Below are 20,165 nucleotides of genomic sequence, written 5' to 3'. Positions count from 1 at the left end.
GGATTTTTTTACCGCAGAGGGCGCAGAGCACACAGAGAGATTTCTGAGATTTTTTTCCGATGGAGAGGGGAATTGAGAGGTGGTTTTATGAATGGAATTTGCACGTTAGCTAATGATACAGTTTACGACCAAGTTGTTGCTTTGCTCAACAGTATTGAAGTTATCTTAGGCTCAAGTATTCCCGTTTGTATTTATCCTTTTGATGACCAAATAGAGCAAATTAAAGGGGAAATTGTCAACCGTCCCAATGTTTTTATTTATGATGATATCGCCTCTATTCAGCGATGGGACAATTTCATGGCATCTGCTGCGCCAGAGCGTTTGAATCGCAACAAATTTCGGCTTTACGGCGCACACAGACGTTTTTGTGCTTTCGACGGTCCGTTTGCAAAGTTTATCTATATGGATGCTGATACTTTGCTGATGAATTCCCTTGATGCAGTTTTTCGGCAGTTAGATAAATCGGATTTTGTAGTTTATGATTTTCAATTTAGGGACCCTACTAAAGTCTACAACATTAAATCACCTAAACTGGTTAAAGTGTTTGAGCAAGAGCGGATAGAATCGGAAATATTTTGTTCTGGATTTTATGGCAGTAAGCAAGGATTTTTTGAGCAAAATACTAGAGCATGGCTGGTATCTCAACTGCAATCGGGGGATGGGGAAATTCTCTATGAAGGTGCGGGAGAACAGCCTTTGCTCAATTATATGGTGATGAAAACTGGCATGAGTAGTTATAATTTTGCTTATAGTTTACCGGAGGATGCAAAAACTGGGTGTTGTGTCAGTTCTCAACATTTTGAAGAGCAAGATAAAATTTTGTACGATCAGGGAAATCGACTGACTTACATTCATTATATTGGGGTGCCGCCGGATTTAATTCGGAGAGTTTGTGCGGGGGAAAATATTGATTTTCCCTATCGCGATTTGTTTCTGCATTATCGCTATCTCCGGGAACCGTCCCAGAGTCCTGTTTTTAGGGAAGCGCCGAAGTCTTATACTGAGGTTTCTAGGTCGAATTTGTTAACAAGGGTATGGAGAAGGTTGAGGATAAATACATGAATCGCGGTATTTATATTGTGGCGAACGACCGGGTGATGGAAAGTGCGATCGCACTTATGAACAGCATAGGATTGTACAATCGTCAAGTACCAGTTTTTTTGATTCCCTTCGATGAGAATTATCAGCAAGTCGCCGCCACACTCAGCCATCTCCATGGGGTGCAATTGTTCCCAAATCTGGAGTTTGTCGAACAGTTTACCAGAGAAATTGGGCAAATATTCGATCGCAATTTTTTAGCCCTCCCTCACAAAATGCGAAAACTCGTCGCCTGGTTTGGCCCTCTGGACGAATTTCTGTACATCGATACCGATATCATCGTCTTTGAAGACATCGCAGCCAACCTCAACAAACTATCCGAAGTAGACTTTTTTTGCTGCGACTACCACCACCTCAGCGAAAAACTGCGAAATGTATTTTCACCCATTGTCAAAGCACAAAATATTTTTACAGATTCCGAACTTCAAGATGTCTTCAACAGCGGTTTTTGGGCTTCGCGGAAAGGAACTATTTCAGAATTGCAAATGTACGAAATATTGCGCGAATGTTCCCAGCATCGAGAATATTTCGACTTCACTCAAAATGTCACTGACCAACCGATACTAAATTACCTGATTCTTAAACTAATTCCCCAACGGTGTAACCTGGTGAAAGCGACGGAATCAGAACCGGGAAGCTGGGCTGGTTCCAAGCATTTTCAGGAAATAGATTATGTGCTTTATGACAAAGGTAAAAGGTTAAAATATATTCATTGGGCTGGAATACCGATTAAATCTGGTAGTCCTTACTGGAAACTGTGGAAACATTATCGTTATCTGAATGAGGAAAAACCCAATTTAGTGCAAAGAATATTTCGATCCTGGTAGGGATAATATTGTTTGTAGGGAGGGGGCGGGTTTACGAGATAGTTAATTTTCCCCATAGATGGTTGGTAAAACCCGCCCCTACGAGGTCACAAATTAGATAATAACGAATCAACCGAACCTGATATATATAATTTATTTTCAAAATATGACCAATGGTATTTATATACTAGCAAATGATGTGGTTTTCGACCACTTAGTCGCCTTATTAAACAGTCTGCAAGTGAACGGGGCAAAAGATATTCCTGTTTGCATCATTCCCTATGATGAGAGACTGCAAAAAGTGCGCGTAGAAATTGCAACTCGTCCTCATGTCACCTTGTTTGACAATACCGATTCAATCATGTTTTGGGAAGACTTTGCCACTCAAGTTTGGCAAACTCATGGGAAAGCTCAAAAAGTGTGGAAATCTAAAGGTTGGAAACCAGTTCAATGTTTGGAAATGCACCGAAAGTTATGTTGTTTTGACGGCGATTTTGATAAGTTTATCTATTTTGACGCAGACACTCTGTTAATGGGAAATCTGGATTACATATATCAAAAACTTAATGACTTTGATTGGGTAGCTAACGATTTTCAATACAAATCAGACCTCAACTATATATTTGATTTATCCTCTCCCAAATTGCCACAAATTTTAAATATTGACCAACTGCAATCTCATACTTTTTGTGCGGGTTGGTTTGCGTCAAAATCAGGCATTTTAAATCGGAATAATTGCTCTCAATATTTAGAATATTTAACATCAGGAGAAGCGGAAATTATGTCTTTGCGGGGGGCTGACCAATCTTTACTTAACTATTTAGTCGCCCGCAGCCAAATCTCTTTTTACAACTTTGCCTATGCTCAACCAGAACAGGTGACGGGGAATCATTGGTCTTCCCAATTTGATGTGAAAGATAATGTTCTATACGATAAAGGACGGAGGCTGACTTATTTGCACTACATGAGTATTTCGGCGGCCAAAATTAATCGATTGTGTGCTGGCGAAGATGTGGAGATTCCCTACCGAGATATATTTCTGCACTACCGTTATTTGAAGTCGCCGGAAACCCAGCCAAAACTCACCCCTCCAAATTTGCTAGTTCGCTTCCACAGAAATCTCAAAAGTTGGGGAAATCAAAAAGTTAATAATGTTCAATTTAAGTTGCGGAATTTCTGGGATAAATAGTATAATATCAAATCCTCTCATCATCGTAATTATTAATCTCTCTCTTCTCTTCCTTCGCGTCCTTTGCGCCTTCGCGGTTAAATCATATCAAATCCAGTTGTATCGGAATGATATAGAGGACAAAGCAAAGCCGTGTCCCTACTTGATAAATCGGTCAAAAACCCGGTTTCTGCATCAATATCTCTCGGATATAGCGAGGATTTTTCCAAGAAACCGGGTTTTTTGCGTAACTGTTATGGGATTTAACCGTACAAAGACTGAATCCACTCCCATTCGCGCCTTAAACCTGCTTCTAAACTAACTTGTGGCTGATAACCCAATATTTTCTTAGCTTTAGATACATCAGCGCTAGTGTGTCGCGCGTCACCCCGCGCCGTTTCGGTAAATTCGATCCGAATGGGTCGATCGACAATCTGCTCTATTGTATCAATAACTTCTTTCAAAACCACGCGACTTCCCCCACCAATATTAAAAACTTCCCCTGCTGCTTCTGCAACCTCAGCCGCCGCTAAATTAGCAGCAACGCAATCGCTGATAAAAGTAAAATCCCGCGTTTGTAATCCATCGCCAAAAATAGAAATCGGCTGGTTGAACAAAATCGACTTAAAAAACTTGTGAAAAGCCATATCAGGGCGCTGTCGAGGCCCATAAACAGTAAAATAACGCAGCGAAGTTGTGGGAACACCAAAATTATGATAGTAAAGCCCGCACAAACGTTCACCAGCTAACTTTGTAATTCCGTAGGGAGAAACGGGCTGGGGACAAGCATTTTCACTGGTGGGGAAAGATTCAGCATTTCCGTAAATTGAGGAAGAAGAAGCGTAGACAAACTTTTGCAATCTTGGTGCATTTTTAGCAGCTTCTAATAATACTTGGGTGCTGTTAATATTGCGTTCGGTATAGCTGCGAAAACCCTCGCCCCAGCTAGCACGAACTCCCGCCTGGGCGGCCTGATGAAAAATCACTTTAGCATCGGACAAAAGCGATGACCAATTTAGAGACAAAATATCTCCTTCCACCAATTCAAAACCAGGATAGTTTTCAAATCGTGCAATATTCTTGCGTTTGAGGGAGGGATCGTAATAATCGTTGAACTCATCAACACCTATTACTGTCTCGCCTTTATTTAAAAGAGTTTCTACTAAGTTAGAACCAATAAATCCCGCGGCACCCGTAACAATAAAAATACTCATTCTATTTTAAATTTTAGATTTGAAAGCTTTTACAGAAATCATTGAATAACTTGCGAGTCTCTTCTACCTCTAACTCTGCGTTCTCTGCGCCCTCTGCGGTTCAAAAATCATCGAAATTAATTAGGCTCAAAGATTCGAGAAAAATCAACCCCCTTTTTTTTATCAAAAAAGGGGGGTAATTGTTAACTATCATCCTTCATAGGAATCTAAGTCAAGGGCTTGGGAGCCTCCCCGTTCTAACTCCAACAATAGCTTACCTAGCTGCCTCCAAATTAGCCAGCCTGTGAGTAAAGTTAGTGGTAGAGACAAAGCATAAGAAAACAATTTAGGAATTCCAAAAATCTCTACACCAGAAGCTAAAAACACACAAATTCCTCCTGCCATTCCCAGGAAAGGCACGAATAATTGTAATCCTTGGAGGTTAGCTAAGGTGCGAGTAGAACGATTTTTTGACCAGAGCTTGACGGCTTCTTTTAGGGTTGCTTCAAAGGCTAAGCCAGAGGCGATTCCTGCTAGCAATCCAGCGGTCATTAAAAAATAGGGAGGTTCGGCAAAATAATACACGAATAATTCCTGAATTTGGGTAATTGGGAATGGGGAATTGGTAATTGGTAATGGGTAATTGTCTTTTGACTAATAACTAATTACCAATGACTAATTACCAATGACTAACTAAAATCGAGTGAGGGCGGCGGCTCCTTCTGTGGAAAGTTCTGCTAATGCGCCCAGAGCAACGTTGAATAGGCGGCTTGGTTGCAGGTCTTCCTTGACTAGGTTCCACAGGCTGCCAACTTCTGCTGTGTGGATGCGATCGTCCTCAATCAAAGCTAGCATTAGCTGGCGTCGCAAAAACGAGCCTTCCTCTGATAGCAAGAATTGTAAACCTAGTTGTGCAGTCGGGAGTAGATCGAAACTTCGATCGGACCTAGCGATCGCGATCATCTCCTCTAATCTATTCCACTGGAATTTGCCATCCTTGAATAATACCTCAATCAAGCGCCGCCGCAGTGCCGGAGATTCCCCGTTCAACAAACGTCGCGCCACGTAAGGATAGGCAACCTCAACTATCTTGAAATCTGGATTTAGCGTCAGGGCCAAACCTTCTTCTGTCACCAGAGAGCGAATAATTAAGGCAAACTTGGCAGGCACTCGGAAAGGATAATCGTACATCAATTCCGAAAACTGGTCTGTAATCGTTTTGAAGTTAAAATCTGCTACCTTTTCGCCGACGATATCTCCCAGTACAGATTCTAGGGCCGGGACGATGGGCATAATATTTGTATCGGGAGTCAAAAAGCCGAGTTTTACAAAATCTTTTGCTAACTCTAAATAATCTTTGTTGATTAAATGAACGACGGAATCAACCAAAGTTTCTTTAGTTGTTTCTTCCATCTGATCCATCATCCCAAAATCGATATATGCCATGCGGCCGTCCGCTAGAGCAAATAGATTTCCTGGATGGGGGTCTGCGTGAAAAAATCCGTGTTCTAGCAACTGTCGTAAACCGCTGCGGACTCCGACTTCAATTAAGCTATTGGTATCCAAACCTGCGGCTTTAACACTTGCCATATCGGTCAGCTTGATGCCGTCAATCCACTCAAGAGTGAGAACGGATTTTGAAGTATGGCGCCAGTAGATGCTCGGTACTTTTACTGTGGGGTCATCGGCAAAATTTGTCGCAAATTTCTCGGCGTTGCGGCCTTCATTGATGTAGTCGATTTCTTCGAACAATTTGATGCCGAATTCATCGACAATTAAACTGAGGTCGTGACCGAGATTTAGTGGCAAGAATGGGCCTAATAATCCGGCGGCCTGGCGCATTAAGTAGAGGTCAAGACTCAAGATGGGGAGCAAGTTTGGTCGCTGAACTTTGACGGCGACTGCTTCTCCGGTGATCAGACGAGCCCGATAGACTTGGCCGAGACTGGCTGCTGCGACTGGTTCTGGGGAGATTTGGCTGTAGGTGTCGCTAATTTTGCGATCGAGTTCTGCTTCAATAATCTCAAAGGCCAGGGCAGAGTCAAAGGGCGGCAACTGATCCTGGAGTTTGATCAGTTCTTGGAGAAAGTCTTTGCGGATCAAGTCTGGTCTGGTCGAGAGCGCTTGACCGACTTTAATGAAAGTGGGACCCAAGCGAGTCAGTATTTGTCGCAGGTGTGCCGCTCGTTCCGGCTGGTGTGCGGCGACTTCGTGCTGCCAACTGTCCCAGAGCATCCCGATGACGAAGCCTGCAAAGGACCAAATAACGGTGATGGCTCGCCAAATTGCTTTCCAAGGACGGTTGCGGTAATACTGAGCGATCGCTTGTGGATCGTAGCGTCTAGCTTGAGTAGATTGATACTGACGCACTCGTTTATTTTCCTCTTAGTTTCCGAAATTGACAATTTATAGGGAATGGGGCATTGGGTGTCGGGCATTGGGCATGGGTAGTTAAAACTGTCTTCCCTGTTCCTTTTTCCTTCTTCCTTCTTCCTTCTTCCTTCTTCTAAATTTGTTTCTTTTCATTAACTATAGTACATAAAAGTACAAGTGCTTATTGACATACTCCCCGTCGTAAACGAGCGGGGATTCTTGACACTTCAACGAGTCCTGCTACCAAAGTAGTCTTACAGTCCCGACCTGTCCGTTTAAAGTCTCCCAATGCCCGCTCGGCGACTATCTGTATTCTAGCAAAAAGCCGTCAAGCGAAGGACGGGGCTTGTATCCCATTTTCTTGGTCAAAAAACGTCGCTGATTGAGCTAAGCAATCTTTGAGTCCATAAATCGCGCGCTCTTGTTGATCCCTAGACAGTTCGGGGAACATGGGCAAAGACAAGACTTCGCAACAAACTTGCTCCGCCACGGGCAACTGACCAGGCTGATAACCTAAAGATTTGTAAACGGGTTGCAGGTGTAAAGGTAAGGGATAGTAAACCATGGAACCGATGCCGTTTTCCTGTAACTGAGTCCGCATCCAGTCGCGAAATTTGCCAGAGGGAGAAATAGGAGGATGGTGCGGGTTTTCTGGACTGGTGAGCCGGATAGTATATTGATTCCAAACTCCTTTTGCTGCGGGCAATTCTTGTGGTACGGCTACTCCGGGGATGTGGCTGAGAATTTCGCTGTAGAATTCGGCTTTCTCCCGCCGCTGAGCATTCCATGTGTCGAGATATCGCAATTTAATGCTGAGAATCACTGCTTGTATGGCATCTAAACGGCTGTTGTAGCCGATTTCTTCGTAAAAGTATCTGGAGGACTGGCCGTGTTCTTTGAGCATCCGCATGGATGCTGCCAGGGCCCGATCGTTTGTGGTGACAGCTCCGCCGTCGCCGCAAGCTCCTAAGTTTTTGGTCGGATAAAAACTGAAGCAGCCTACATGGCCGATGCTGCCGACTTTTTGAGATTGCCATTGGGCACCGACTGATTGGGCGCAATCTTCAATGACTGCTAGATTGTGTCTGTTGGCAATTTCCATGAGCTGTGTCATGTCTGTGGGTTGCCCGAAGATATGCACGGGCATAATTGCCTTGGTTTTTTCGGTAATGGCTGCTTCTAGGCGATCGACATTCATGTTAAATGTCCCAGAGTCAATATCCACAAACACTGGAGTTGCACCGACGGCGCTAATTGTCTCAGCGGAGGCAAAAAAGGTAAAAGGAGTGGTGATGACTTCATCGCCAGGGCCAATTTTGAGCGCCCGCAAAGCTAAAATCAGGGCATCGGTGCCGGAGTTACAGCCCACGCAGTCGGAAACTCCGGTGTAGTTGGCGAACTCTTGTTCAAAATTCTTCACAGCCGGGCCGCCGATGTAGCCACCAGAGGCAAGCACTTTTTGTACCGCAGCAGCTATTTCGTCGCCAATCAGGGCGTATTGGCTGGTTAAGTCGAGGGGGGGGACATTATTCACTCTTCACACCATAAATTTCAACCATTATCAAACCAAATTCTTGCAGTAAAACTGTTTCCCAGACACCTTTATTGCAATATCTTATATTTTGACGCGCCAACAATCACTTTATCGAAACGGAGTTCCTGTGTTAATTTTGCTAGATTTTACGGATTTGGGTTGGGCTTTGGGGATGGTGGCGATCGCGATCGGGCTTTCGGCTTGGCAGGAATTGGGAATGTCCGGGTCGATCGCGATCGCCGCGGGGCGCACCCTGATCCAGTTAATCTTAGTCGGCTACGTGCTGGCAGTCGTATTTGACCCCAATGCTAAAAATCCTTGGCTGGTTTTAGCAGTGTTAGCAATCATGGTGACAACAGCTAGCGTAGTCGCCACCAACCGCATCAGCAAAAAAATCAAAAACTTACTACCTTTAGTTTCGGGTTCAATTTTGACCGGCACCGCCTTGACTTTGGCCTATACAAATTTGCTAATTCTACAACCTGAGCCTTGGTACGAACCACAATACCTGATTCCTTTAGCGGGGATGATATTAGGAAATGCCATGAATTCCGGGGCGATCGCCGGTGAAAGACTCGTGAGTACAATTAATGGTAGTCAGTTAGAAATAGAAACCCATCTGAGTTTAGGAGCCACCCCCCAGCAAGCAGTAAAGCAGTATCGCAAAGATGCTATTAAAGCTGGATTAATCCCCACTTTAAATACAATGACGGTTGTGGGAATTGTGACTTTGCCCGGTATGATGACAGGTCAAATGCTCAGTGGTGTTGCCCCTCTGGATGCAGCATCTTACCAGATTTTGATTATGTTTGTGTTAGCGCTGGCAACTTTAATCGCAACCTTGCTATTGACTGAGGGATTGTATCGCAGATTTTTTAATCAAGATGCACAATTGATTAAATGGTAATTGGCCATAGGGAATTGGGCATAGGGCATGGGGCATTGGGAATTGGTAATTGGGCATTGGGCATGGGGAATTGGGAATGAGGAGACGGCAGTGCCGTTTCCCTACTATGATTAATTGTAGGGACACGGCATTGCCCATTGGTGTCAACTTAAGCTCAAACCCAGTCAAAGATGGCTGTTTGACCATTAAACTTAGATCCCCCCTAACCCCCCTTAAGAAGGGGGGGACAAGAAGTTACTCAAAGTCCCCCTTCTTAAGGGGGATTTAGGGGGATCTAGACTTGGCATAAAAACGAGATTTCTCAAGGGTTTCAGCCTTAAGTTGACACCAATGGGCATTGCCGTCTCCTGGCTGTGAGTAATATCAATTCCGATGCTACCAGATTTGATATGAGTTATCTTGTGGGGTGGGCTTCTAGCCCGCCCTAATCACCACTAAGGAGAATAACCATGATTCAAATAGCAACTAAAACACTAAGTTTTGAAGAATTTGCGGAATGGAAGCCAGAAAACGGACGCTATGAACTGCACAATAGAGAGATTGTTGAAATGTCACAGCCTTTAGGAGACCATGAAGAAGTTATCGGTTTTTCCGCAAGAAAATTGACTGTGGAATTCGATCGGCTAAACCTTCCCTACTTCATCCCCGGACAAGCATTAGTTAAGCCCCCAGAAAACGAATCAGCTTATTCGCCCGATATTCTGATCTTAAATCGTCCGAATTTAGCATCAGAACCTCTGTGGAAAAAATTCTCCACTGTGACTCAAGGGGCATCAATTCCGCTGGTTGTTGAAGTCGTGAGCACGAATTGGCAAGATGACTACATCAAAAAAGTAGGTGAATACGAACTAATCGGGATTCTTGAATACTGGATTGTGGATTATCTCGGTTTGGGCGGCCGCAGATTTATTGGTAATCCTAAGCAACCGACTATTTCGATTTATCGGTTGGTTGATGGCGAGTATGAAATTAGTCAATTTCGGGGAGACGATCGGATTGAGTCGCCAACTTTTCCAGGGTTGAATTTGACGGCGCAACAGGTTTTTCAGGCTGGATTGATTGCGGATGAGATTCCTGGGGATACTGATTAGTTTTGAATGAACAGGGCTTATTCAAAAAGTGGTTTTATGCGCTACTTATAGCTGTAAGGTGTTTAGGTTCCACTTTTATTCAGCAGATTCAATGATTGGAATTAATCGTTCTTCGATTTCATCAAGATAGGCTGTTAACCCTGTCTGAACACCTTTTTTTCGCAGAATTTCCAGCTCCGTGTCTTCCCAGCACTGTTGTTCCCGTTCCATCTTGCCACCTGTGAGCTTTTCCACAACAATTTTAGGGTTTCTAATGCGATCGGGTTCTGTCAATGACTTAAAGCGTAGTCTGTGTGACTCCTCGCAAGGATTAAACGTCAATTCTGTTGCGATCTCTTTAAGGATTTGTTCTTCCTTTTGATTAGATGGAACAAACCCATTCAAAACCCAGGCTTCCCGCATTCTGTCGGCTGTACCAATAATAATTGCTAATTTAGGTTGTCGATCAATGTTCTCTAAACGTACTTCCTCGATATGTTCTTTTCGCTGAGGTTGATTGTCTAAATCACGCATCAAAATAACCGCTTTAATATCTCTCTTTTGTTTGTATTGTAGAAAGCTGATTAACTTGATAATTTTATTAGCTGATTGACCATCACTTTTAAATCTTCCATTCGATCTGATGGTGGGGAACTTAAATTTATCTGAAATACGTTTAGTTATATCATCAATATTTTTCCAGCAAGAATTCTCTGTACCAGCTTCTAAACCACTCCATTGAAAATGATATTGCAGCAGATCAGGCTCTAACCAATCAATTTTATCTACTAAAACGCGATCGGCTAATTTAGTAGCGGTTCGTGCGTCTGCACTACTTTCGACAATCACCACAAACTCAATCATTGATTTCTCCTGCAACCACCCAATCTTCTCCCTCTGCATCCCAGAATTCTCCGGTGGTTAAAGTTTGTTTTGCCCATTCTACATCAGGATGTTCATCTAATCTTTTGCAACGAGTCACACCGGAGTTATTGTTACTTAATACATGAACTTGAGACGGCGTAAGTTCATCCACAATGTAAGGAGAATGGGTGGAAAAAATAATTTGGAGGTTGTTGTTTTGTTGAATAATTTCTTTAAAAACAGCGATTAATTCTCGTTGCGCTTTGGGGTGGAGTCCCTGTTCGACATCATCTAGTAACACTAAATTAGGTTGATTCGGATTCATTAAAACAGTCAGTAATCCGAGGGCGAGCATTGTTCCTTCGCTAATGGCATGGGCTGGAATGCGCTTACCAGTATTCATGTCTAGGACAACTTCTTGCCCTGCAATTTCCTGACTTTCTTCGTAGGAGATAGATTTGCCATCGACTTCGATTAAGCGTTGGCGATTTACCATAACCTTGGCTCGTCTTACGCCTACCTCGCGTACACCTGGTACAATCCGTTTCAACATTTCCTGTAAAGATTGAAATTTATCTGGAGCTTCGTCACGAAGATAGTCTAAGGTAGGTGCTAAGCCTGAACCATCGAACTCAACTCGCGGTGTAATTGCATCACTGTAAGCTGCTTTGGCAAGATTACTGGCTACGAGCTTAAGATGAACTGCGTTTCTCAAAGATTGCTGAATTGGCTCTGGAGCATACATGAAGGAACTTGCCTCTCCTTCCATACTGTTCGGCTTTTTATCTGCCTCCCATGATAGTCTAGGAGACCAATAATCATTAACTGTTTGTCTCCAGTCATAAGAAGCTTTCCAATCATTTCTATCTGGGTTTCCCCAAAAACCACTTACACTAACAGACATATTATTTTGCCCAATTGTTGTAAGAAATTGAGGCGCTCTTTCATACTGAAAAATATTGGCAAATGATGATTTAGCAAGCTGACTGAGATAATGCAATGCTTGCAACACTGATGTTTTACCAGAACTGTTTTGTCCTACGAGTGCGTGGAGGGATGAATTATCAAAATTTAGTTCTGTATTATTATGACTTTTGAAGTTATGAAGTTTGACCTTTTCTAGCATTTAATTTATAACATCTTTTTATAGCGTTCTTTACAGGATTTGCGATCGCATATTTTGACTTTGCGTAGGGGTTGGTGGATTAGTCCCGGTTAAATATTTACTTCATGGCCTCCGCCAACCCACGCTAAAATCTGTTCCAATCCCAACTAATTCCCGTGAGTGCCAATGCGCTTGCCTTCGGCATTGTACACTTGCATGGGAATATTGGCGTTATCGCCGATCGCCTCCAAAGCGAGTTGCAGAGTTTGAACGTGCTTTTCTACAGCTTGGCGAGTCTTGGTAGCATTGTTATAGTCAGCTTGAATGAAAATTTGTTGCAGTTTCTGGACGTAATCGGGAGTCATCTGCACAGCAATCAAATCTTTGCTAACAGTATAGTCGCAAATCTTGGGATTACCCTTGCAAGTTTTATCTAAATCAGTGCGGGCTTTTTGTAAAGTCCTTTCTTCCTGCAACTTAACTTCTGCTTCGTGCAAATAAGTTCGATAGGAAGGCATCAGCGACTTTGTTTTCAAGTAATAATCAGTTGTCGATGGAACTTTTTCGGCGTAACTCAAAGCTCGACGCCAGTGTTCTGATGCTTGAAACCAAGCATTTCGCTCCTCAAAAATTCTCGCTTGAGCAGCTATTGTTACTGCTTGAGTATAAGCCTCTTCTGCCATTGTTTCGACTTGTTTTCGCTCGCTAGCTTCTGATAGTTTGGTTTCGTATTGAGGAATCAGTGCTTTCGCTTGTTCGTAAGATTCCGTATTGGTGGAAATTTCTGATAGCTTGTCGAGGGATTTTTGCCAATTTGCTTGCACCTGTTCCCAACTTTCGGCTTGCTGAGCTACTATGGCGCGGGCTGCTGCTATTTGGGCTGTCTTTTTAGCATCTAGGAGTTGGTTTTCGGCTGTTTTTTCTGTGGTTAACTGTCTATTTCCCTTTGCTAGTTTTTGGCGATATTCCTTTAACTTTTGTTGAGCAAAGGGATAAGCTGTGCTGTTTTGGGGAATTTGTTTGAGTTTGGCGATCGCACTTTGCCACAGAGACTGGGATTCTTGCCAATTCTGTGTACTATGGGGCGGATTTTCGGTGATTTCTGCGGCGGATATTGCGAGTCTCGCAGCATCTACTGCCAAGTTTAAATTCTGACTTTGCCTGCGGTATCTGTCAAGTTCATCTTCAGCTTTGCCGTGATGAATTGACCAAAATGGAATAGGTTCTAAAAGGGCGATCGCCTGTTTTAACTGTACTTGCGCTGCTTCGGGAGTATTGTCAACTTTTGAGGTTTTGAGCGTCCTCGCTGAATTATCGCTTAACTGTTTAGCCTCAGCCAATGCGGTACACTCGCCGATAACGCAAGGGCGACTCAGCAGGTAATAAACGCCTCCCAAAACTACGATCGCCACACTAGAAATAGCTACTACAGCTAAGCCCACAAACGGTGAATGCTTGGGTTTTTTGGTGACGGTGACTGGTTCTAAATCCAGCGGATCGAAGGGATTTAGCTCGCCATCTGTCGGTATTGCTGAGACTTTAAAGGCGATCGGTTCCTCATGGCTGGGAGTCTCCCACACATCGGGAAAAGTTTCCTCAAACCTGGGGTTTCCATCGTCTGTTTCCCAGGGCGACTCACCAGCTACATTCGGTACACTAGCTGTCTCCGTTGTTTGCTGCGTCTCCGGTACTTTAAGTACGATCGCACTTTCCGTTGAGTCTGCGGCTATTGCTGCGGCTTTTTGCGGTATTTCCACTGTTTTTGTCCTTGACAAAACAGGGTGATTCATGGTAAAAGAATGAAACGCATAGGGCTGTTTTTGCCCGGTAATTTTCAGGCAAAGTCCAATCTGTTGAATAGATTGGGGTTGCAATTCCAGAAGGGCTGCTTCTAGCACCGCAAAAGTTTGTTTAGCTTTGAGAACCAAACTACGCGGATGTTCTCCAACTACTGTTAAAGATGCTTCTTGAAAATCGCAGCTTAGATAAAGTGGTAAATTTTTAAATCCGGCGGCCTGTAAATACTTCTGTAAATCTACTTCGAGAATTTCCGATTTGCTTTGTCGCGCTGCTACTTTCATATTAATTGTTCCTTACGATCTCACCACAATAACAATTTTCGATGGGATATTTGAAATTTTTTATGGCTCGGTTGTCTGTGTTCAATAGGACTTACGCAGTAGGGGCTGTTATGCCATAATTTGAGATGCTTGGCAACATTTGTGAATGACAGCATCATGTTGAAATTCGTAAGTCCTATTAATTTTCCGGGTACGCACTTCTAGGGAAAGTCTAAACTCTAAATATTCCCCTTTAAAATCGCAAATATTCCCCATAACTTTCGCTGTAATAAACTCGATCCAAATTAAAGCGTCCGCCGTATTTTTTGAAAGGTTCTTCTGCATAACCAAGGGGAAGCAAACAACAAACATCCACGGCTTCGGGAATGTTAAAAGCTTCTTTCACCTGGGCGGATACAAAACCTTCCATCGGACAACTGTCCACCCCAAAACTTTTGGCTGCAATCATTAAATGAGCTACAGCTAACATTGTGTGGCGATTAGTCCAAGCTTCTAAGGACTCAAAACTAGGACGAGACTCGAACAATTGCGGGATTGCGCCGCGTATATAATCGGCTAAAGTGTCATTTACCCCACCCACGGCTTTACCCAATTCAATGACTGCTTCAATGTTTTCGGGTTGAGCAGCGCGCCGATCGCCACAGCAAATTAATACAATGGGGGCTTCTACAACTTGGCGCTGATCGAAAGCACAGGCTTTCAATTTTTCCTTACTTGTTTGGTCTTGGAGTATGATAAACCGCCAAGGCTGTAAGTTGTAACCCGAAGGCGATCGCACTCCCAAGCGTAAAATCTCTTTGATAATTTCTGGGGGAATTAGATCGGGTCTGAAACTGCGGGCAGCCCGGCGGCTTTCGATGGCTGTTTTGACATTAATTGAAGGCTGCATTTCAATATTCATGGGTGATGGGTTATGGGTTATTCGTTATTAGAACAACAAATAACAACTTTAACTGCTTTCGGGTCAACTGACTTATCCTAAGCCCAACTCGCGCTTGAGCAAATTAATCGACTTAGAACCGATGTAATTTTCGCAGCATACCAGTTGAGGCGGACGAATAATATCTTCTCTGGCCGCGTTAATCGCAGCTTTTACTGTAGCAAAACTTGGTTGGTCGCAAAAGATTGTTCTGGCCGATCGCACGATGGAGTTAATTTTGTACGTGTCTGACAGCAGCGCCGTCATCACCAGCAAATCCTCTCCCCGGAAACTGTGAATGATTACTTCAGTCGATCGCAGCATACCAGGGCTGAGACTGACCAAACCCAAATAACTGTCTTTCGGTAAACCCCCCACTAACTTAATCTCCTGAACATAATCGTAAATGTCTACGGGAATCACTCGCACAGAACGAGGTGCCGCGATCGACTCTGCCTCTCCGATAAAATAGCGGCTAGTGATGACAGTTCCAGAAGAGATTTGATCCAAAAAAGTGCCCAAATCTTCCATCGCCACCAACTGTATGGGGATACGCAAAGCTTGTTCAAGTTCTTTCGCCATCAACTCTCCGACGCCGATGTCTTCTGCGGGGGCTGTGACAACCACCCGCGCGCTGCACCGGAGACGCCAGTCAATTTCGGCCAAAAATAATTCCCTGGCTTGGTTGAGGGTACAGCCCTGTCCCAGCAGTTGATCCAGGCTTTCTTGCACTATCTTGTTTGCCAGAGGATATTCATCCAGGATGGGAGATTTGAGTTTACTGCCGCCTTCGTGGCCTTGAGCCCGCACGTAAATCCCCGATCCGGCTTGAGCTTCCACGAGTCCAGTATTTTCTAGCTGTCGGTAAACTTTGCTGATGGTGTTGCGGTGCAAACCCGTCTGCATGGCTAGTTGTCGGGTACTGGGTAAGCGGTGTCCAGGCGGAAATTGTCGCGAGGCGATCGCAAACCTGATTTGATTGAACAGTTGCGTGGAGGCTGGAATGTCACTATCTGTTTGAATATGAAATTGAACCATCTTAAAGGCTCCAAGGACTTCAACTTAATATTTATATAGGTGAGTACCGGGCCCATTAGGGATCGGATATCTCTCTCTATAGCATAATCTTATTTGGATCATCACTTGAGGTTTTCCTCCCCTTCAGGAGATAAGTCCGCATTTCCCCCTTGCCTTTAATCTCGATCAAGCCCCGTTCTTCAAATTCATATTTTTCCTGGAGTAATTCGTAACTGTAGATGCTAACTTGAATCCGACCTGGTAGGCCGTGAGATTCCATACGGCTGGCTGTATTTACAGCATTTCCCCACAAATCGTAAATAAATTTTTTAGTACCAATGACTCCCGCTACCACCGGGCCGCTATTAATCCCGATGCGGAGGTCAAATTTCGCTTCTAGCTTCACATTTAATTCCTTAATTGCTGCTAGCATATCCATGGCCATTTCGGCGATCGCCTCTGCATGATCTAGCCGTTGAATGGGAATACCAGCCGCTACCATATAAGCATCCCCGATCGTCTTAATTTTTTCTAAACCGTGCTTTTCTGTTAATTTGTCAAAAGTTGAGAAAATTTCATTGAGCAAGTACACCAATTTAGTCGCCGACATCGTGGTAGAAATTTGAGTAAAATTCACCAAATCAGCAAACAGGACAGTGGTGTGTTCAAACTTGTCAGCAATCACCCCCGGTTGGGACTTCAATCTGTCAGCGATCGCCTCTGGTAAAATATTTAGCAATAAGCCATTAGTTTTTTTCTGTTCTTTCCTGAGAGCCGATTCAATCCGCTTACGTTTGGTGATGTCATGAAAAAACACAGAAATGCCGTCATGGGAAGGAAAAACTCTAACTTCCAACCAAATTTTTAAATGACGATAATATTTTTCAAAACTCATTCCCACTTGTCTAGATACAGCTTCCTGAAACTCTTGGTAAAATACTGAACTAAACAAATCTGGAAACTCTTGCCAGATATTTTTACCAAAAATTTCTTCCGGTTGGCGCTCCAAGAATTTAGCAGCTTTGTAATTGACATAGGTAAATCGCCAATGGGGGTCTAAAGCAAAAAAAGCATCGCTCATTCCTTCTAAAAAATTCACAATTTGCTCATCAGAAGCCCGCAATTTTGCTTCTACTTGTTTTTGCCTTTTGATGGAGCGATTTAACTTAACTAAATTAATCCGCAACTCCATTTGACTGATGACTTGTCTTCCTAAAACCCTGAGCGCTTCTAATTGTTCGGGGCTGAGATGCCGAGGTACTGTATCTATGGCGCACAAAGTACCCAAAGGAAAACCATCAGGAGTCACTAGAGGAGTTCCCGCATAAAATCGAATATTGGGATTAGAAGTGACTAAAGGATTCCCAGCAAAACGCTCATCTTCTGTAGCATCGGGTACAACTAGCAATTCATTTGGCTTTAAAATAGCATGAGCGCAAAACGCCAACTCTCTAGGAGTTTCTGTTGCTTCTAAACCAACTCTTGATTTAAACCATTGCCTATTAGCATCAACTAAACTAACTAAAGCAATGGGAGTACCACAAATGTGGGATGCCAAAGCTGTTAAATCATCAAAAGCTCCTTCTGCATCGGTATCCAGAATATTATAACTGTCAAGTGCTTTTAGCCTTTCTTCTTCATTGCTAGGGAAGATTGCAGCTTGCATGGGTGGCGGTGGCGATACAGCTTTCCGAAAAATACGCGCAACTCTCGCTGCGGCCATTTTTTGGACTTGCATTGCCAGCCTTTCCACCAGCATTAAAAAACCTACCTTCCAAGCTTTGTTCATATTTATCTTGTTTCACACCCAATTTAACTGCACAAGTAAACCTCTATTTTGAGATGTACTTACGCATTTACCGTAACTAAATTTTCAATTTCTGAAGCCTGAGTAGGCAATTTTGCAGTCAAAACTTCTCTCCCCCTGTCTGTTACGAGTATATCATCTTCAATCCTAATTCCCCGAACATCTGCAAATTTTTCTAACTCGTCCCACTTTACAGAATCTTTATATTTTGTCCGAGTTTCTGGGTTGTGCAAAATAGCCGGAACCTGATAAAATCCAGGTTCGATGGATACCAGCATTCCCTCCTGTAAAACTCGATTTAACCGCAGGAATCCCAAACCAAAACGACTGCTTCTAACTCTCCCTGTTTCATAGCCAGCCAAATCGCCTAAATCTTCCATATCATGAACATCTAAACCAATTAAATGTCCAATGCCATGCACAAAAAATAGGGCGTGAGCATCCCTAGCTACCAAATCTTCAACATCACCTTGCAAAATACCCAAATCAACCAATCCAGCCGCCATAGTCTGAGCAGCTAACAGATGAATATCTTGGTATTCAACACCAGGAGTAATCTTGTCAATACAAGCATCGTGGGCTGCCAAAACCACATCATAAATGGCGCGCTGAGTAGGAGAAAATTTTCCCGAAACGGGCCAAGTGCGAGTCACATCGGCGGCCCATCCCAGTGCTGTTTCTGCACCCACATCTGCTAATAGTAAATCTCCTGTTTGTAGCGAATTGTGATAATGTTCGCTGTGCAGCACTTCTCCGTGTAGGGTGACAATACTTGGATAAGCAGTGGTCATATTTTGTGATATAATCGCACTTTCCATTGCAGCACGAACACCAGCTTCGATTTGAGCTGTGGGAGTGGCGGCCATTCCGGCTTTGTGGGCTGCCACGGTGACAGCAGCCGCTGCTCGTAATTCTGCCAAACTTGCAGCATCTTGGGTGAGACGAAGTGATATAATTGCCTTGGTTAGTTCTAGGTCAATGCCTGCGGGTGATTGAGATGGTGTCAAAGGGCGATCGAGCATTTGTGACTGTTGCAACTGAATCAAGCTATCCTCAACTGGTATAGTTGCTGCATCAGCCGTTAGCGGAGCCCTCGAAGAGGATCGCGATTTCAACTGGGCCATGGGAAAATCAGCATCAGCCCCCATTAGTGCCGCAATTTCCGCTCTTTTCGGCATTTCTCCATGCCACAGGGTGCTGCTAGGAAGTGCGTCATCCATGAACAGTTCTAACTTGCCAGATTCTAAACGAATCGCCGCATTTTCTAAGGGTAAACCCGCAAAATAGAGAAAGTGACTGCTGGCACGAAAGGGGAACTTCAGAGCCGGATAATTACGAGAAATACTGCGACCCGACCAGAGAATTGTGGGAAAATCAATTAAACTCGCCAGTTTTTCTCTTCGCTGACGTAAAGCAATTGTTAACAATTCGTAATCACGGAAAATATTCATAGCGATCGGCTCTATTGACGGTTTTATCTTGATACTTTAAAATATAACTAAAATCCTTAAAAAAACCATGAAAAATTATCATAAAACCAATTATAGTTCTAGGGAAGCGCCGGATTGGCCGATCGCAAATTTGCCCGGATTAAGCAATGAAGACCAGTCTCAACTAGCAGGATGCGGAATTAGCACCACCGCCCAACTAATTGGGCAGACTAAAACACCAACGGCGAAGGTATCGTTAGCGCATCAGTTGCAGGTTGATATTCGATATATTAACAAATGGGTAGCGATGGCAAATTTGGCTCGAATTCCCAGTGTAGGGTGTAAGTATTGCGGGCTGTTACTCCACGCAGGTGTTGCTTCTCCGGCTCAACTCGCTCAAATGCCCGTGGGGAGATTGCACCAACAAATATTGAGGCTGCACGTAGCCACAATGCAGCGGAACGATTTGACTCCTTCAGTCGATCGCGTGCAAAAATGGGTTGAAGATGCTAAATTAGTCATTAGTCAGTAGTCATTGGTCATTAGTTATTAGTTATTAGTTATTAGTTATTGTTATTCCAATTCCCCATTAGACATCTCCCATAATTACTGTGGAACAGGCATCTTGCCTGTTCTTGACAAGCTTTTTAGGAGATGTCTATTCCCAATTACCAAAAAATTGGGTCTAAAGCCCCGTCCTTCTAGGACGGCTTTAATTTCCACTTATTGCAAATAATTGTTAAATATACGTATTTTGTAACTAAAAGCTTTCGCAAAAGTGATAAGATTTTGT

The 20,165-nt window shown here is 43.6% G+C and carries 17 protein-coding genes and 1 pseudogene; 6 read left to right on the top strand and 12 right to left on the bottom strand.

Annotated features, from left to right (window positions below):
• Positions 1 to 87: 87 nt before the first annotated feature.
• From AAFP14_RS02565 to AAFP14_RS02555, 3 genes are all read left to right on the top strand, one after another.
• Entirely contained in the window at positions 88 to 1,062 is a 975-nt protein-coding gene (locus AAFP14_RS02565) for an Npun_R2821/Npun_R2822 family protein (RefSeq protein ID WP_341730770.1), read from the top strand.
• Positions 1,059 to 1,925: an Npun_R2821/Npun_R2822 family protein gene (locus AAFP14_RS02560; RefSeq protein ID WP_341730769.1), complete on the top strand. Its 867-nt coding sequence runs from the start codon at positions 1,059 to 1,061 to the stop codon at positions 1,923 to 1,925. The genes AAFP14_RS02565 and AAFP14_RS02560 overlap by 4 nt, the downstream gene beginning before the upstream one ends.
• A 145-nt stretch (positions 1,926 to 2,070) precedes the next feature.
• A complete protein-coding gene (locus tag AAFP14_RS02555; RefSeq protein ID WP_341730768.1) occupies positions 2,071 to 3,093 on the top strand; it encodes an Npun_R2821/Npun_R2822 family protein in 1,023 nt (340 codons plus the stop codon).
• 242 nt (positions 3,094 to 3,335) lie between these two features.
• Here AAFP14_RS02555 and AAFP14_RS02550 read toward each other — a convergent pair whose 3' ends face one another.
• The 4 genes from AAFP14_RS02550 to AAFP14_RS02535 form a co-directional block, all read right to left on the bottom strand.
• Complete coding sequence (locus AAFP14_RS02550) at positions 3,336 to 4,286, bottom strand: NAD-dependent epimerase/dehydratase family protein (protein ID WP_341730767.1); 951 nt, start codon at positions 4,284 to 4,286, stop codon at positions 3,336 to 3,338.
• Positions 4,287 to 4,475: 189 nt separating this feature from the next.
• On the bottom strand, positions 4,476 to 4,850 hold the full coding sequence (locus AAFP14_RS02545) for a hypothetical protein (RefSeq protein ID WP_341730766.1): 375 nt from the start codon (positions 4,848 to 4,850) through the stop codon (positions 4,476 to 4,478).
• Between the two features lie 108 nt (positions 4,851 to 4,958).
• Positions 4,959 to 6,635, bottom strand: coding sequence for an ABC1 kinase family protein (locus AAFP14_RS02540; protein WP_341730765.1), 1,677 nt, complete (start codon positions 6,633 to 6,635; stop codon positions 4,959 to 4,961).
• Between the two features lie 331 nt (positions 6,636 to 6,966).
• Positions 6,967 to 8,172: a DegT/DnrJ/EryC1/StrS family aminotransferase gene (locus AAFP14_RS02535; protein WP_341730764.1), complete on the bottom strand. Its 1,206-nt coding sequence runs from the start codon at positions 8,170 to 8,172 to the stop codon at positions 6,967 to 6,969.
• A gap of 127 nt (positions 8,173 to 8,299) precedes the next feature.
• On the opposite strand from AAFP14_RS02535, the gene AAFP14_RS02530 reads away from it, so the two are divergent.
• Together AAFP14_RS02530 and AAFP14_RS02525 are read left to right on the top strand one after the other, a co-directional pair.
• Complete coding sequence (locus AAFP14_RS02530) at positions 8,300 to 9,079, top strand: ABC transporter permease (protein ID WP_341731073.1); 780 nt, start codon at positions 8,300 to 8,302, stop codon at positions 9,077 to 9,079.
• Positions 9,080 to 9,528: 449 nt separating this feature from the next.
• Entirely contained in the window at positions 9,529 to 10,170 is a 642-nt protein-coding gene (locus tag AAFP14_RS02525) for a Uma2 family endonuclease (protein ID WP_341730763.1), read from the top strand.
• A 75-nt stretch (positions 10,171 to 10,245) separates the two neighbouring features.
• On the opposite strand, the gene AAFP14_RS02520 is transcribed toward AAFP14_RS02525, so the two are convergent.
• The 8 genes and pseudogenes from AAFP14_RS02520 to AAFP14_RS02490 form a co-directional block, all read right to left on the bottom strand.
• Positions 10,246 to 11,013 (bottom strand): hypothetical protein, encoded by a 768-nt coding sequence (locus AAFP14_RS02520; protein ID WP_341730762.1) that lies wholly within the window; start codon positions 11,011 to 11,013, stop codon positions 10,246 to 10,248.
• Positions 11,006 to 11,917: an AAA family ATPase gene (locus tag AAFP14_RS02515; protein ID WP_341730761.1), complete on the bottom strand. Its 912-nt coding sequence runs from the start codon at positions 11,915 to 11,917 to the stop codon at positions 11,006 to 11,008. Before AAFP14_RS02515 ends, AAFP14_RS02520 begins: the two co-directional genes overlap by 8 nt.
• 72 nt (positions 11,918 to 11,989) lie before the next feature.
• Positions 11,990 to 12,139: pseudogene (locus tag AAFP14_RS26655) on the bottom strand (AAA family ATPase); the annotation flags it as partial.
• Positions 12,140 to 12,285: 146 nt separating this feature from the next.
• Positions 12,286 to 14,199: a GumC domain-containing protein gene (locus AAFP14_RS02510; RefSeq protein ID WP_341730760.1), complete on the bottom strand. Its 1,914-nt coding sequence runs from the start codon at positions 14,197 to 14,199 to the stop codon at positions 12,286 to 12,288.
• Between the two features lie 232 nt (positions 14,200 to 14,431).
• Positions 14,432 to 15,088 (bottom strand): nitroreductase family protein, encoded by a 657-nt coding sequence (locus AAFP14_RS02505; RefSeq protein ID WP_341730759.1) that lies wholly within the window; start codon positions 15,086 to 15,088, stop codon positions 14,432 to 14,434.
• Between the two features lie 84 nt (positions 15,089 to 15,172).
• On the bottom strand, positions 15,173 to 16,156 hold the full coding sequence (locus AAFP14_RS02500) for a GntR family transcriptional regulator (protein WP_341730758.1): 984 nt from the start codon (positions 16,154 to 16,156) through the stop codon (positions 15,173 to 15,175).
• A 76-nt stretch (positions 16,157 to 16,232) separates the two neighbouring features.
• Positions 16,233 to 17,801 carry an adenylate/guanylate cyclase domain-containing protein gene (locus AAFP14_RS02495; protein WP_472851022.1) on the bottom strand — a complete coding sequence of 523 codons (1,569 nt, stop codon included), beginning with the start codon at positions 17,799 to 17,801 and terminating at the stop codon, positions 16,233 to 16,235.
• A gap of 182 nt (positions 17,802 to 17,983) precedes the next feature.
• On the bottom strand, positions 17,984 to 19,393 hold the full coding sequence (locus AAFP14_RS02490; RefSeq protein ID WP_341730756.1) for an aminopeptidase P family protein: 1,410 nt from the start codon (positions 19,391 to 19,393) through the stop codon (positions 17,984 to 17,986).
• Positions 19,394 to 19,460: 67 nt separating this feature from the next.
• Between AAFP14_RS02490 and AAFP14_RS02485 the strand changes: the two genes are divergently transcribed.
• Entirely contained in the window at positions 19,461 to 19,904 is a 444-nt protein-coding gene (locus AAFP14_RS02485; RefSeq protein WP_341730755.1) for a DUF4332 domain-containing protein, read from the top strand.
• The last annotated feature ends 261 nt before the right edge of the window (positions 19,905 to 20,165 follow it).

Source organism: Microcoleus sp. EPA2 (assembly GCA_020882975.1).
In the GTDB taxonomy this organism is placed as follows: domain Bacteria; phylum Cyanobacteriota; class Cyanobacteriia; order Cyanobacteriales; family Microcoleaceae; genus Microcoleus.
The sequence above is the reverse complement of the archived record's forward strand: the minus strand, read 5'-3'. Positions and strand labels throughout refer to the sequence as shown.